General features: G+C 40.0%; 15 protein-coding genes. 13 read left to right on the plus strand and 2 right to left on the minus strand.

Going from position 1 to position 15,254, the window contains the following annotated elements:
* The first annotated feature begins 42 nt into the window (after positions 1-42).
* Positions 43-777: a Crp/Fnr family transcriptional regulator gene (locus P3L44_RS17815; protein ID WP_099975398.1), complete on the plus strand. Its 735-nt coding sequence runs from the start codon at positions 43-45 to the stop codon at positions 775-777.
* Here P3L44_RS17815 and exuR read toward each other — a convergent pair whose 3' ends face one another.
* Positions 778-1,539 (minus strand): transcriptional regulator ExuR, encoded by a 762-nt coding sequence (gene exuR / locus P3L44_RS17820; RefSeq protein ID WP_140171733.1) that lies wholly within the window; start codon positions 1,537-1,539, stop codon positions 778-780.
* 240 nt (positions 1,540-1,779) lie between these two features.
* On the opposite strand from exuR, the gene P3L44_RS17825 reads away from it, so the two are divergent.
* The 7 genes from P3L44_RS17825 to P3L44_RS17855 all read left to right on the plus strand — a co-directional run bounded on the left by P3L44_RS17825 (position 1,780) and on the right by P3L44_RS17855 (position 8,171).
* Positions 1,780-3,273, plus strand: coding sequence for a UxaA family hydrolase (locus tag P3L44_RS17825; RefSeq protein WP_272662692.1), 1,494 nt, complete (start codon positions 1,780-1,782; stop codon positions 3,271-3,273).
* A gap of 224 nt (positions 3,274-3,497) precedes the next feature.
* A complete protein-coding gene (locus P3L44_RS17830) occupies positions 3,498-4,349 on the plus strand; it encodes a MurR/RpiR family transcriptional regulator (protein ID WP_164456082.1) in 852 nt (283 codons plus the stop codon).
* Positions 4,350-4,534: 185 nt separating this feature from the next.
* Positions 4,535-4,966, plus strand: a complete 432-nt coding sequence (locus P3L44_RS17835; protein ID WP_096864482.1) for a PTS sugar transporter subunit IIA — start codon at positions 4,535-4,537, stop codon at positions 4,964-4,966.
* 9 nt (positions 4,967-4,975) lie between these two features.
* Positions 4,976-5,449 carry a PTS system mannose/fructose/N-acetylgalactosamine-transporter subunit IIB gene (locus tag P3L44_RS17840; RefSeq protein ID WP_140171736.1) on the plus strand — a complete coding sequence of 158 codons (474 nt, stop codon included), beginning with the start codon at positions 4,976-4,978 and terminating at the stop codon, positions 5,447-5,449.
* A 46-nt stretch (positions 5,450-5,495) separates the two neighbouring features.
* Positions 5,496-6,287 carry a PTS mannose/fructose/sorbose/N-acetylgalactosamine transporter subunit IIC gene (locus P3L44_RS17845; protein WP_004907885.1) on the plus strand — a complete coding sequence of 264 codons (792 nt, stop codon included), beginning with the start codon at positions 5,496-5,498 and terminating at the stop codon, positions 6,285-6,287.
* Positions 6,284-7,114 (plus strand): PTS system mannose/fructose/sorbose family transporter subunit IID, encoded by an 831-nt coding sequence (locus P3L44_RS17850; RefSeq protein WP_110591158.1) that lies wholly within the window; start codon positions 6,284-6,286, stop codon positions 7,112-7,114. The genes P3L44_RS17845 and P3L44_RS17850 overlap by 4 nt, the downstream gene beginning before the upstream one ends.
* Positions 7,115-7,127: 13 nt before the next feature.
* Complete coding sequence (locus P3L44_RS17855) at positions 7,128-8,171, plus strand: tyrosine-protein phosphatase (protein WP_272662695.1); 1,044 nt, start codon at positions 7,128-7,130, stop codon at positions 8,169-8,171.
* 196 nt (positions 8,172-8,367) lie between these two features.
* Here the strand turns inward: P3L44_RS17855 and araD are convergent, their stop codons facing one another.
* Positions 8,368-9,066, minus strand: a complete 699-nt coding sequence (gene araD, locus P3L44_RS17860; RefSeq protein WP_272662697.1) for an L-ribulose-5-phosphate 4-epimerase — start codon at positions 9,064-9,066, stop codon at positions 8,368-8,370.
* Positions 9,067-9,521: 455 nt separating this feature from the next.
* Between araD and P3L44_RS17865 the strand changes: the two genes are divergently transcribed.
* The 5 genes from P3L44_RS17865 to P3L44_RS17885 all read left to right on the plus strand — a co-directional run bounded on the left by P3L44_RS17865 (position 9,522) and on the right by P3L44_RS17885 (position 15,244).
* Complete coding sequence (locus P3L44_RS17865; RefSeq protein WP_272662699.1) at positions 9,522-10,334, plus strand: DeoR/GlpR family DNA-binding transcription regulator; 813 nt, start codon at positions 9,522-9,524, stop codon at positions 10,332-10,334.
* Positions 10,335-10,546: 212 nt separating this feature from the next.
* Positions 10,547-11,539, plus strand: coding sequence for a substrate-binding domain-containing protein (locus P3L44_RS17870; RefSeq protein WP_036958239.1), 993 nt, complete (start codon positions 10,547-10,549; stop codon positions 11,537-11,539).
* A gap of 157 nt (positions 11,540-11,696) precedes the next feature.
* Complete coding sequence (locus tag P3L44_RS17875; protein ID WP_094961581.1) at positions 11,697-13,214, plus strand: sugar ABC transporter ATP-binding protein; 1,518 nt, start codon at positions 11,697-11,699, stop codon at positions 13,212-13,214.
* On the plus strand, positions 13,207-14,196 hold the full coding sequence (locus P3L44_RS17880; protein WP_272662701.1) for an ABC transporter permease: 990 nt from the start codon (positions 13,207-13,209) through the stop codon (positions 14,194-14,196). Before P3L44_RS17875 ends, P3L44_RS17880 begins: the two co-directional genes overlap by 8 nt.
* A 13-nt stretch (positions 14,197-14,209) precedes the next feature.
* Entirely contained in the window at positions 14,210-15,244 is a 1,035-nt protein-coding gene (locus P3L44_RS17885; RefSeq protein ID WP_272662703.1) for an ABC transporter permease, read from the plus strand.
* Positions 15,245-15,254: the final 10 nt, after the last annotated feature.

The following is a 15,254-nucleotide window of genomic DNA, read 5'->3' on the forward strand; positions in this document are numbered from 1 at the left end:
AATGTCATGATAAAGTTAGCCAATCATGCAGGGAGCATTCAGATGAACATTGCGGTACAAAACAGCCAATTAGTTCTAACGCATGAAAATATTCTTGAAATATTAAAAACAAATAGTTGGTTTAGTAACTTACCTGATTATTTGATTTCCATCTTAATGACATGCGCCACATTACGTTTCTATCCAGATGGTGAAATGGTTCACTATCAGGGTGACCCTGCTCGTGGTCTATATGCGGTGATTCAAGGTTCAGTAAAAGTAAGTTCAATTTCCTCAGATGGCCGTGAATGTGTATTTCGCTATCTTTCACCAGGCAATTGGTTTGGCGAAATTGCCATGCTAGATAAATCAGCGCGCACCCATGATGCCAAAGCGATTAGCCCAACCATATTACTGACGATATCACCGAAAGACTTAACCATGATCTTGGAAAAACACCCCGTTTTTTACCAATTTCTGAATATTTTACTCTGCAAAGTGATTCGTAATGCCTTTACCATTATCAATGACAGTGCCTTATTATCTGTTTCAGCCCGACTCGCCAAACGCTTATTGAGCTTAGCAGAAGGCTATGGCGAACCTCATGAAAAAGGAATTCAACTAAGCTTATATCTCACACAAGATGACTTAGCGACCATCATTAATACCACACGGCAAACCATCAATAAGCGTTTAGTCGCATGGGAAAAACTAGGCTGGATTGATGCAAAATACGGGAAAATTATTTTAGTTAACCTCCCCGCGCTGAAGCAAATATCGGAAGATGATGAGGAATAACTAGCTGTTATCATCCATGGTTGGGCTATCTGCGAAGAAATAGCGATCCATGGTGAATTCGAAGTCATCACTGGTCGCATTGAATAACATTTTTTTGGTATTTTCCAAATGTTGCCACATAGCTTGCCGCGCCCCTTTAGAGTCTCGACGCGCTAACGCCTGCAAAATTTGGTCATGTTCATCGCACCAGCTCTCAATCGAACGGTTATCAATGTGCTCATGAAGCTTGAGCCAGTAAGGGTTACGTAAGCGTTGGCTCCACATTTGCTCAACGATCACCACCATCGCACTGTTATGGGTCGACGCGGCAATTTGCATGTGAAAAGCAAGATCCCATGTTGAATCACGAAAACGATCCTCTTTGCGAGCATGCTTTTGAATATCAACTAGTTTTAAAATATCTTCTTTGGTGGCTTGGGTCGCGGCAAACTCGGCGATATGGCTTTCAATCAATTGCCTTGCTTGTAAGAGCTCAAACGGCCCACAGCGGCTAAACTCTAATCCCGTTTCTGTATTGACTGAGTTATTAGAGCGGTTACTAATAACATGTATGCCAGATCCTTTGCGTACATCCACATAGCCTTCTACTTCTAACATAATGATGGCTTCACGGATCACAGTACGGCTCACCTTCATTTCGTCAGCAAGTAACCGTTCCGCAGGTAATTTAGTGCCAACTGGGTATTCGTCATTTTCGATACGTTCTTTGACCAGAGCCGCAACTTGTTGGTATAGGCGCGGTTCACTCTCTTGTGAGCTCATTATTTTCTCCTTTCACATAACCACCCGACTCGCTGGCCATCAATGTCCACAGTATAACGAAATTTTTCGACGATGGGTGAAATAGAACTTCACTAATAAATAAATCATAATAAATTGGTATAACATCTTTTAAAGTTGTAGACCAGATCGTATAATGAATGAAATTTAGACAACAAAAGATCATTCATACTTTTTATGGCTGATCATGCTTAATCCGATTTCCAGTTCAGGGAACGCAATATGATAAAAGATATAATTAAAATACATCCCAATGACAATGTCGCCATTACTTTAGTTAACCGACAAGCAGGGGAAACCATTAGTGTTGCAGAGCAATCAGTAACATTAAAACAAGATGTTGACCGAGGGCATAAAATTGCCCTCACCTTGATTGAGGCTGGCAATAATATTGTTAAATATGGCGCTCCTATCGGCCATGCAACGACTACCATAACGGCTGGAGAGCATGTTCATACTCATAATACCGCCACCAATTTAAGTGCCTTAAATGATTATGAGTACCGCCCTGAACACAACACAATTGCCGTTACACGGCCGGATCCAGAAGTGCAAATCTATCGCCGAGCAAATGGTGATGTCGCTATCCGTAATGAAATTTGGGTGATACCAACAGTCGGCTGTGTTAATGCACTGGCGAGAAAAATGATCGAACGCTTTAATAAACAACATAATGGCGCTTCTGATATTGATGGTGTTTATCTTTATAACCATACTTTAGGGTGTTCCCAGCTCGGTGATGACCATTTAACAACCCGTACTATTTTACAAGATATGGTTAAGCACCCTAATGCAGGTGGCGTTTTAGTCATCGGTTTAGGCTGTGAAAACAATCAAGTAGCCGCCTTTAAAGAAACATTAGGTGACTATGATGATGAACGTGTAAAATTCATGGTATGCCAACAATTAGATGATGAAATTGAAGCCGGTGTCGAGCACCTTAATACGCTTTATCAATTCGTACAGCAGGACAAACGTGAAGCAGGCAAACTGAGTGAAGTGAAATTTGGCCTTGAATGTGGTGGATCTGATGGGCTTTCAGGTATCACCGCTAACCCACTGTTGGGCTGTTTTTCTGATTTTTTAGTCAGCCATAACGGAACCACAGTGTTAACGGAAGTCCCTGAAATGTTTGGCGCGGAACAAATTCTAATGAACCACTGCCATGATGAACCGACGTTTGAGAAAACGGTCAATATGATCAATGACTTCAAACAATATTTTATTGCCCATGACCAGCCAATTTATGAAAACCCATCTCCAGGTAATAAAGCCGGAGGCATTTCGACACTCGAAGAAAAATCTCTCGGCTGCACACAAAAAGCTGGCACTAGCCAAGTAATGGATGTTTTAAAATACGGGGAGCGCCTGACAACCCCAGGATTCAACTTGTTAAGCGCGCCGGGTAATGATGCCATTGCCACCAGTGCCTTAGGAGCAGCTGGCTGCCATATGGTGTTATTTACAACAGGTCGTGGCACGCCATATGGTGGCTTTGTCCCCACCATGAAAATTGCGACCAATAATGAATTAGCCGCCAAAAAACCCCATTGGATTGATTTTAATGCAGGTGCCTTATTAACAGGAAAATCCATGGATCAGTTATTAGATGACTTCATTCAGTTGGTTGTCAAAACCGTTAATGGTGAACCTACAAAAAATGAAATCAATGATTTCCGTGAATTAGCAATTTTTAAAATGGGCGTCACACTTTAAAAACAAACTGATCCCTATTGCTTTGGTTATTATTAAGCAATAGGGATATAACTAACTATTTATATTTATTAACTTTTTCCTACCGACCTTACTTTCTATCCTAAGCCATAAGCCCCATTATCGTGACACGAAGACAATAAAGAAAAGTCACCATTTCCCTATTTTTAAGATATGGTAGGATCCATTTCGTAATGACGAATTTTAATTTATTAGCAGGGTAAATAATGATAGACCTAAAACTTAGAGAGGCCAGAGACAGCCTTTCCACCAAAGAAAAACAAGTCGCTGAGTACATTATTGCTAATAAGAAAAACATGCAAAGTATTAGCATTCAATCCCTTGCCCAAGAAAATAAGGTCAGTACCACAACTATTTTGCGCCTATGTCATAAGTTAGGCTATCAAGGTTTTAGTGACCTAAAAATTGATTTAATTTCATCGATTAATCACAAATCTTACGGCACCCTACTGCAAGAAGATATTGATATTAATGACTCGATGGAAACCGTTAATCACAAAGTAGGACTGATTGAAAAATCATCCATAGAAGAAACATGTGCTTTGGTTAATTTAAATGCCTTTAAGCAAGCAAATGAGTTAATTAGCAAGAGTAAAAAAATTGTAATTTATGGTGCAGGCAGTAGTGGATTAGTTGCAAAAGAATTTGAATATCAACTAATTAAAATAAAAAAAGATGTTAATTGTCACCTTGATTACAGCATCCAATTCAGTATTGTGAATACATTAGATCAGAACGATCTTGTCATTGTCATCTCTCATTCTGGTGAAAACCACGAATGTATCAAACTACTCACTCTTGCCAGAGAATTGAAAGTTCCGACCATTGCTATCACGAAAATGGGGCAAAGCTCGGTGTCATCGCTAGCAGAAACAGTCTTGCACACGATCTCCACGGAGCACGTTTCAAGGCTTATCCCTATTCGCTCAAAAATTTCGCAACTGACTGTAATTAATATGTTGATTACTAACTTATTTATTAAACAGTACGATGAACGAATTCAAAAACAAATTAGTACTCGTGCGGAGCGCTTTTCTCGCTTAAATAGCAATAACTAATCGGCTTTCTCCTCCTTAATATCTTCTATGTGGCTCTAAGTAGCCACTTCGATCTTGCTCACAAAAATGACCCTTTCTAGGAACTCCCCCTTTTCATTCCCCTTTTTTGTGATATTGTTACTTTAAAATAAATATATAAAAGTAATTTTATTACTAAAATAAAAAAATAAATATAAGGGGAAAAAATGAGCTCTCAAATACCTATCATACTGGCTAGCCATGGGCCTTTTGCACAAGGGTTATTGGAATGTGCTGAAATGCTAATCGGCTCTCAAGAAGATATCAGCGTGATTTCCATTCAAAGAGAAAGCAATATTAATGAGGTAAAAAAACATTTATTTGAAACATATCAAAATGTTAATAAAGGCGATGGCGTTTTAATTTTAGTGGATTTATTAGGCGGTTCTCCTTGCAATTTAGCCAGCGAGCTCGTTATTACCCAAAATGATGTTGTGCTGTACTGCGGAATCAATGTTCCTACTTTTCTCGAAATACTCAGCAACCGAGACCTCCCTTTACATGAACTTCATCAAGTCATTAATGATGTATTCCCTGACAGTTGCCTTAATGTCGGTGAACAACTTAAACCATTAGCACAAAATGATAGCGAACTTTAGGAGAATCCCATGCCAATTAATGTTGCTCGAATTGATGACAGACTTATCCATGGCCAAGTTATAACCACTTGGGTTAAAAATTTTGATATTGAACAGGTGATTATCGTCAATGACAAAGTTGCCAATGACACCGTTCAACAATCAGTTCTTACTATGGCTGCTCCACCAGATCTAAAAGTAGTCGTTTTTGGCGTCGATAAATTCATTGAAGTCTTAAAAAAAGCGGAAATTAAACGCCGCACTATGCTGCTGTTTACTAACAGTATTGATGTGAACAGGCTTGTCGAAAGTGGCTTAAAACTGGAAAAACTGAATGTCGGCGGGATGCGTATGCAAGAAGGCCGTCGTAATTTATCCCGTGCGGTTGCTGTAACACCGGATGAAGAACAAGCCTTTAGGTCACTTATCAACAATAACGTTGCCATTGAAATTCAAATGGTTCCTAAAGATCCCATTGTTGAATTGAAAACATTACTCAATTAATTCATTTAATCATACTTATTTTCACTCAATAAGTGAGGAGCCTATTATGTTAGTAGAGGCCATTTTAATTGCAATTTGGGCAGGTATTTGCTCATTGGATGATGTCGGTCCGCAAATGCTAAGACGCCCACTGCTCACCGGTACTGTGGCCGGTATTATCATGGGCGATATGGTTCAAGGGTTAGCCATTAGCGCCACATTAGAATTGATGTGGATGGGAATTGGTAATGTTGGTGCTTATTCTGCACCCGATATTATCGCCGGTTCAATTATTGGAGTTGCGCTCGGTATTGCTTCCAATGGCGGAATTGCAGCAGGTATCGCTCTTGCCGTACCTGTCTCTATTCTATGTCAGCAATTACTGATTATCTGGCGTTCTTTTGCTAGTTTTTTAAATGTCTGGGCCAGTAAATCCATTCTTGATGGCAACTACAGCGGCCTAACAAAAGTGCATTATTTCTCGACGCCACTGTGGTTTTTTATTCGTGCCATTCCCTGCTTTATTGCGGTTTATTTTGGTAGTGACTTAGTCAATAGCATATTAAATGCCGTACCTGAAAGTATTCTTACCGGTATGGGTGTCGCATCTAAACTGATCCCTGCTGTCGGTATCTGTATTCTGTTACTCATGTTGCTTAAAGGCAGAATGTGGTTTTTCTTTCTGCTCGGTTTTATGCTCACAACCTATTTAAAACTACCAATTATCCCAATTACTTTTATCGCTCTGGCATTTGCTGTGCTTTATGACATGGCATTTGCCAACAGCTTGCGCCAAACACCAGAAGAAAAAACAGCACCAACTTCCCATAAAAATGAAGAAGAGGAGTATGACCTATGAGTGAAATAACCACCTCTGAAAATAAAAAACTCACGAAAAAAGAGCTTAATGGTATGTTTTGGCGAATTCAAACCATGTCATTCTCATACAACTACGAAAAACTGCAAACAATTGGTTTTGCGCATTGTATGGTACCCGTTCTCGATAAACTTTATGAAAAAGCAGATCAAGAAACACGTATTAAAGCCATGCAACGCCATTTCGAGTTTTTTAACACACAAATTAACGCTGGCGCATTAATTCTCGGTGTCACCGCTGCATTAGAAGAAAAAACAACAGAAGAAGAAAAAGAAGCTGTCGTTTCTGTAAAAGCCGGTTTAATGGGGCCATTTGCAGGCCTAGGTGATAGCTTATTAAAATTTACGTGGTTACCTATTTGCGGCAGCATCGGAGCCGCATTTGCACTGCAAGGTAATATTATTGGCCCTATCTTAATGTTTATTCTGTTTAATATCGTCAATATCGGCACCAAATATTTCTTTATTCATTATGGCTATAACAAAGGCGTTGATTTAATCGAGCAATCGAAAAAATCAAATATTATTCAGCGAATTACTAATATAGCGAACGTTGTCGGGGTCATGGTCCTAGGTTCCTTGATAGCGACGACCGTCAAGCTTTCCACTCCGCTAACCATTGCCGTCGGTGAGCAATCTATCAAAGTACAAGAGATGTTTGACAAGGTAATACCTAACTTACTCACTCTTCTCTTTGCCCTCGGTATTTTCTTCCTTGTTCGTAAATTTCAAGGGAAACATACCGTTGCACTCATTGTCGCCATTATGGTTTTAGGTGTTATTTGTTCTGTGTTCGGAATTTTAGGATGATAAAGGGAAATATATGGAAATCGAAGTCAACAGAGTGAGTGAATCAACACTCGAAATAAAGTTTAGTGAAATTCCATCCTCTCCTCTAGCATTATATTGGACGGATAGACCTGATACTCAAGTTTATCCTGAGAATTTCATTACAGATAAATTAGAGAATACCATTACAGTTCAAGACCCATTAAATGCTAAACAACGTATCTATTTTATTTTACAAAATGCCAACGAACGTAGATTATTCGCTGAAAGAACATTGCCTATTGAGGGATTAAATAACTTCCGTGATTTTGGGGGTTATACCACAACAGACGGAAAACAGGTGAAATGGGGAATGTTATATCGCTCTAACCATCTGTTTAATCTAAATGAACAAGCAGTAAATTACATCTCCCATTTAGGGATAAACAGTATTATCGATTACCGTACTCAAAATGAAATTAACAAATCTCCTAATTGCCATGTTGGTGAAAAGAAAACGTATCATCTCGATGCTACGGCTCAAACAGCTGAATTAGCAGCACAATTTGCCGCATCACCGGATAATGAAGACAAAGCATTAATCGAAAGTGTTATCCAACATATTCCTAAAGAGATGATTAACGGCGATGGGTTACAAATATTGGAGCAATATCGCCAATTTGTAGTAAGTGATAAGTCAAAAGCTGCCTTCAAACAAATGATCGAAGTTTTACTCGATAGCCACAATGCCCCAAATATTCAGCATTGCCGAGGAGGAAAAGACCGAACGGGTTATGGTGCACTACTTGTACTTGCTATGCTAGGTGTTCCAAAAAAAGCCATCGTTGACGACTATATGCTTACTCATTTTAACCGGCTTGAACGTAACGAAATTAAAATGGCGGGATATCGAAAAATAACCCAAGACCAAAATGTACTGGATTATTTACTCTCACTAATTGATACTCAAGAATCATTTATTTTAGAAGTCTTTAATACAATGGAAGAAATATCTGGCTCTGTTGAAATGTATATTAAAGATGAACTTAAATTCACAGATAATGATATTAAGCAACTTAGAGAGATATACTTAGTTTAAATAAATTTAATTATCTTATAAATAACCACAGGTTTAATCTAATAAACCCGAGAAATTGCTTTATTTAAAATAACAGTAAAATAGCCACATAGAATACTCATTGTGGCTATTTTATTGACGAAAAAATCCTTTATTGATCATAAGACCAATAATAACTCTCGTTCGCCAATTCTATTTAATTAATTTTTTAGCTACTTTATTTTTGCCCGTAATATGCATTTTTACCGTGCTTACGTAAATAGTGTTTATCTAATAATACTTGTTGCATGGAACCTATTTGTGAACTTAATTGACGGGTAAATAAATTCATATAGGCAATTTCTTCTAACACTACGGCGTTATGCACTGCATTATCGGGGCTTGTTCCCCAAGCAAATGGCCCATGGCTATTCACTAATACGGCTGGAATATCTTTTGCTGACAGGCCTTTTTCCTTGAAGGTTTCAATAATCACATGACCCGTTTCTCTTTCATAGTCCCCTTCAATTTCACTTGCTGTCATTTTACGGGTACAAGGAATTTCACCGTAGAAGTAATCGGCATGGGTTGTCCCTAAGGCGCTCAATGGCTGCCCTGCTTGAGCCCATATCGTGGCGTGACGGGAGTGAGTATGAACAATACCGCCAATTTCAGGGAATGCTTTGTACAATGCCAAATGCGTGTCGGTATCTGAAGACGGTCGATATTTCCCTTCGACTACTTCTCCACTTTCTAACGATACCACCACCATGTCTTCTGCTTTCATGGTTTCATAGTCAACGCCAGAAGGTTTTATCACCATTAGCCCAGCTTCGCGGTCAATACCACTCACATTTCCCCAAGTAAATGTCACTAGGTTATGTTTGGGTAAGGCAAGGTTCGCTTCAAAAACCTGTTGTTTCAATTGTTCTAACATAACAACTCCCTAGCTTGCTTAAATATGCTTTAATATCAACAACAAAAATTTATTATGGTGATGTTTTTTGTGTGTTGATAACCTTTATCTGGCTATTAAGGTAAACAGATTTAGGCCATTTAAAAAGCACCTCACTTTACAAATTCGTAACAAAATCGCCTAAGTCGGTCTTATTCGGGCATATTCAGTCAAATAAAGTCATAATAAAGATGTGGTTAAATGACCGAGTTAGCCCAATATTTTTTGTTTATTAAGAGAAAAGCAAAAAAACACCGAAAATATAGTGATTCAAATCTAATTATTATGTAACAAGCCACATTAGCACTCTTAAAATTAAGATCAAAATCACTTTAGTAGGCTTTGTTTTTTTCAAAAACAGATTACTTGAATCCAATCACGACAAAAAAAAAGCAACACGGGCAGAATAAATATCGTGGAAAGAATAGGAGTTAAATATGTTACAAGCCGAACGCCATAAATTAATTTGTTCTCATGTTTCGCAGAATGGTTCGGCGTTAGTACGTGATTTAGCTCAATTGTGTCTCGTTTCTCAAGAAACTATCCGTCGTGATTTAACTGCCCTTGAGCGGGAAAATAAGATCATCCGTAGCTTTGGGGGCGCGGTAGCCATCGACCAAGAAGAAATGTCGATGGTGAATGTGATACCTTCTTCGGTCAAGCTCAGTCAAATGGTTGATGGTGCAGAGTCTTTTCGCAAAAGAACCGAAGAGCACCCTGATGCCAAGATGAAGATTTCAAAGGCCGCACTAAAATTAATTCAGCCTGGTGACTGTATTATGTTAGATAACAGTAGTACTTGCTGGTTTCTAGCACGGCAAATACCTGATATCGACATTACGGTAGTGACAAACTCGGTCAAGATTATCCAAGCCTTGGCCTGCCGTGACCGAGTGCGCGTTATTGGTATTGGTGGGGAATATTCAGAACGCCATGATGATTTTCATGGCCCAATTGCAGAAAGTATTATCCGTAGCTTTCAGATAAAAACCTTATTTCTTTCATGCCAAGGGTTCAATATCGAAAATGGTATTCGCGATGGCAGTGAAATAAACTCAAAATTAAAAAATATTATGTTACAGGTTTCCGAAAATAAAGTTTTGCTCGCGGATAATAGTAAATTAGGAAAATATGCATTTAGCCAGGTTTGTACATTTGATGATATTGACGTATTAATTACAAACAAACTAAATGATAATAGTTTTCAAGAAAAGTTCTCTAACCTTAGAATTATCGAGTGCGATAAATAAGTTATAAAAATAAAAATCATGTAACTGTGATGTAAGTAAAAAACAATAAGTTCTATTTTATTTTCTGTATTAAATAAGTGCAGGGATATTATTTACCCATAATTCCTTAGCACTTAATTATAGGCATATCTAAATATAAGAAGTTCATTATTTCTAAATAATGGAATTTCTTGATTTAGTATCCATCTACACTAAGGAATACAACTATGAACATGAAGAAGCTAGTTTTACCTTGTTTAATGAGCGTTGCACTATTTTCAAATGTCGCGATGGCTGAATCACAAAAAGCACAAAAGCCCTTTACCATGGGTGTCGTCGTTAAAGTCGGTGGTATTCCTTGGTTTAATGTTATGGAACAAGGTATTACTGAAGAAGGCAAAAAACTCGGTGTAAATGCCTTCCAAGTTGGCCCAACAACGGCTGACCCAGCGGAACAAGTTCGTGCTATCGAAGATTTAATCGCGAAAAAAGTGGATGTCATTGGCGTTGTCCCTAACGACGCTAAAGTGCTTGAGCCTGTATTAAAACGTGCCCAAGACGCTGGAATTAAAGTTATTACCCACGAATCACCAAATCAAAAAAATGCAGATTGGGACTTTGAATTACTTGATACCCAAAGCATGGGTGCTAACCATATGAGAGACATGGCGGCCTGTATGGGTGAAGAAGGCAAATACGCCATGTTTGTGGGAAGCCTGACAGTACCATTAGTGAACGAATGGGCCGACGCTGCAATTGCTTACCAGAAAGCGAACTACCCGAAAATGCAAATGGTCGATGACCGCTTTGGTGTTGCCGAATCCGTTGATGACTCAATGCGTACAGCTAATGATTTGTTATCTAAGCACAAAGACTTAAAAGGTATCATGTCATTTGGTTCACAAGGCCCTATCGGTGCAGGCCGAGCCATTGATAAACGCCGTAAAAATGATGAAACCTGTGTATTCGGGACATTCACACCTGGCCAAGGCATCAAATTACTGGAAAAAGGCGCAATTGATGGCGGCTATATTTCGAATCCAAAAGTCGCAGGACAAGTATTTGTACAGGTGGCGACTGCCATGATGAATGGTGAAGAAATTAAAGATGGCGTGTCTATTGGTGATATGGGTGAAATCAAAGTCAGTGGCAACACGATTTTGAGTGACAACCCCGTTAATTTGAATATTGAAAATACGAAAAAATTGGTCGAAGTCGGTCTGTAATTTCACCTTGTCAAAATAATGTTCAAAACAAAAATACAATATTTATCAAGATATTAATTTTAATGTTCTTTGAGTTCGAGTCGCCTGCACTAACGCAGCGGCTCGAACTCATCACGAACAAGCCAACACCAATTTATTTGCAGTAGGAATTGTACTTATGACAAGCACCTCAAAAGCTGACAAATCCGATCCACTCATTACCTTGCGCGACCTTTCCAAAAGCTTCGGTGGTCACCGTGCATTACGCAATATCGATTTGACGCTCAACAAAGGTGAAGTGCACTGTTTAGCGGGCACCAATGGGTGTGGGAAAAGCACATTAATTAAAACCATCAGTGGTGTCTATGCCCCTGATGACGGTAGCAAAATTGAAATTGATGGAAAAAGTTATCACCGGTTGACGCCAGATAAAGCGCGTGAATTAGGCGTACAAGTTATCTACCAAGATTTGTCGTTATTTCCAAATTTAACCGTTGCCGAAAATATCGCCTTTGAGCTGAACCTCAAAGGCTATTTTGGCTGGTTTCGCAAAAAACAACTACGCGAAAAAGCGCTAGAAATCCTCAATGAACTGGCTTTCACCATTGACCCCGACACACCTGTGCAATTTTTACCCATTGCTCAACGCCAACAAGTTGCTATCTGCCGCGCCCTAGTTGCTGATGCACGTCTGGTCATTATGGATGAACCAACGGCTTCATTGACCCGTACAGAAGTCAACCAACTACTCTCAACGGTTAATTACCTAAAAGATAAGGGTATTACTGTTGTTTTCGTAAGTCACCGACTAGAAGAAGTGAAAGAGATTTCTGACCGCATCACGGTGATCCGCGATGGCCAAAAAATTGGGACTTGGCCTGCTGAAGGCTTAACTACCCGCAAAATTACTGAGTTAATGACTGGCTTAGACATTGTCCATGAACGCAAGCCACCCAATAATGCGGAAGACCGACGCACAGTACTTGAGCTAAAAAACCTCAGTCGAGCTGGGCAATATCGTGATATCAACTTAAATTTAAAACGCGGTGAAGTGTTAGGTTTATGTGGTTTGTTAGGTTCAGGCCGTACCGAATTAGCATTATCGTTATTTGGTATTACCCATCCAGATAGCGGCGAATTATTTATCGAAGACAAGCCTGTTAAGTTAAAAAACAACACCGACGCCATTAAGCGTGGCATTGGTTATGTCTCTGAAGACCGCCTGACTTTAGGTGCCATTTTACAACAATCCATCGCAGACAATATGGTGATTTCGATTCTTGATCGACTCAAAACACCTTGGCATTTAATCGATGAAAAACAGTGCCAAGAAATCGTACAAGAGTGGATAGCCGACTTAGATATTAAAGTCACCGACCCAAATAACGCCCTTTCAACACTTTCAGGCGGTAACCAGCAAAAAGTGGTACTTGCCAAATGGATTTTAACTCGCCCTAAAGTACTGATTTTAGATTCGCCAACCGTTGGTGTTGATATCGGTGCAAAAGACAGTATTTACAAGCTGATTCACCGTTTATCAGGTGTCGGTATCTCCATTTTATTAATTACCGATGAAGCCTCCGAAGCTTATTACAATTGCGACAGAATTTTACATATGAAACAAGGCGCTATCGTCAAAGAAATTGTGACAGATTCCATCAATGAGCAACAATTGGAGGAAATCATCAATGGCTAATTGGCAAAAGTTACGACCACAATCTGTCGAAGGTTGGCTGACTTGGGTCATTCTTATCATGGTGGTGTTCTTCACATTGATGAGTCCACAATTTCTGACTATTCAAAATTTACTCGACCTCAGTGAAAGCTATGCGGTGACGGGGATTTTCGCCTTAGGATTATTTGTGGTTCTCGTCACTGGGGGTATTGATATTTCGTTTGCTGCAGTGGCTTCCGTAGTGCAATACGTGATTGCGACTTGGTTATTACAAGGCTTTATTGCAAGCCCTGCGGTCAGTATCACATTAGCGATTATCATCGGTATCGCCTTTGGATTAATCAATGCCATTTTAATTTATTCGCTGAATGTTGTGTCGATCATTATCACCATTAGTATGCAATCACTGCTGTTTGGGATGCTGATGTGGTTAACCAATGGGCACAGTATTTATGACTTGCCAGATTGGTGGGTTGACCCTGTGACTATCCTGCCTTTTGAAGTGGATGGCGAATATTACCAAGTTGGCTTGCCGTTAATTGTAATGCTAGGCATTGCCTTCTTAACGTGGATTTTAATGAATAAAACCCACATCGGCCGTCAGTTATACGCTGTTGGCGGCAGCCAAGAATCTGCATCTCGTATTGGTATCCGTGTTTCAGTGATTTACCTGTTTGCTTACGGCTACCTTGGCGCGATGGCAGCGATTGGCGGTATGTTGCAAACCTACCGAATGAGTGAAGTGGTACCGAGTGCCCTTGTGGGCGGAGAGCTAGATGTGCTTGCCGCGGCTGTACTGGGTGGTGCCAGTTTATCCGGTGGGCGAGGCTCAGTGATAGGCACACTCATGGGCGTTTTCCTGATTGGTATCTTGAAAAACGGCCTTAACCTGATTGGTGTTTCAAACTACTTCGTCAATATCGTCATCGGGATGGTCATTCTCATTGCGATTTGTATTACCCACTACAAAAAACGTAAAGAGACGGACGTAGGTTTTGTTTAACAGGAATATCACCATGAAAAAAAATCTTTTTTTTAAAATTGATGGCTCTGTTATCGGACTGCTTTCAATCTTTGTTTTGGCTGTCGCTGCGTTTAGTATCGCCATGCCAGGGCACTTTTTTACCCAAAATACCTTTTTAAGTATCACGTTTCAGTTACCTGAGTTGGGCTTACTCACCTTTGCCATGTTTGTTCCTATGTTAAGTGGCGGGTTGAACCTTGCCATTATTAGCACTGCTAACTTAACGGGGCTCTTTATGGCTTGGGTGTTTATCAATTACCTCCCAGTGGATGCCAGTACTAGCACACAGCTAATGTGGTTGGTCTTCGCATTAATCGGCGCAACCGTGATTGCGGTCATCATCGGTAGCTTAACAGGGCTGATGATTTCTCATATCGGAGCCCACCCGATCTTAGTGACCCTCGGTACAATGACGATTATCAGCGGCATTGGTGTTTACCTAACCAAAGGAGCAGCGCTGAGTGGCATGCCGCCCATTGTTCGTGCCATTGGTTCCGATACGGTGCTTGGGGTACCAATTGCGATGATTATTTTCATTGTTACCGCAATTCTCTTAGCGCTGTTTCTAGGCTGTACTCGGCTAGGTAAAAATATCTATATGAGTGGCAGTAACATCAATGCAACGTGGTTCAGCGGTATTCGTACCGACCGTGTCATGATTGCGATATACACCATTTCTAGCCTGTTATGTGTATTAGCTGGGCTCATCATGATGGCTCGCTTTAACTCTGCACGTATGGGCTACGGGGACTCCTATTTACTGCTCACCATTCTTGCCATCGTATTAGGTGGAACTAACCCATTTGGGGGGGTTGGTAAGGTTAGCCGAGTGTTCTGTGCCTTATTGGTTTTACAGGTCATTGCGACAGGTTTAAGCCTGCTAGGCGTGAGCCTGCACTTTAACCTCGCTGTTTGGGGGATCACGCTCATCTTGGCATTAGCATTCAAGTTCTTCAAAGAAAAATGGAGTGCTAAACGTGCGATGAACCGCAACCAACGCCTTAATAAAGCATCGACACAAAGTTAATTTTTCAAGG

Source organism: Providencia sp. PROV175, assembly GCF_032707045.1.
Taxonomy (GTDB): Bacteria; Pseudomonadota; Gammaproteobacteria; order Enterobacterales; family Enterobacteriaceae; genus Providencia; species Providencia hangzhouensis.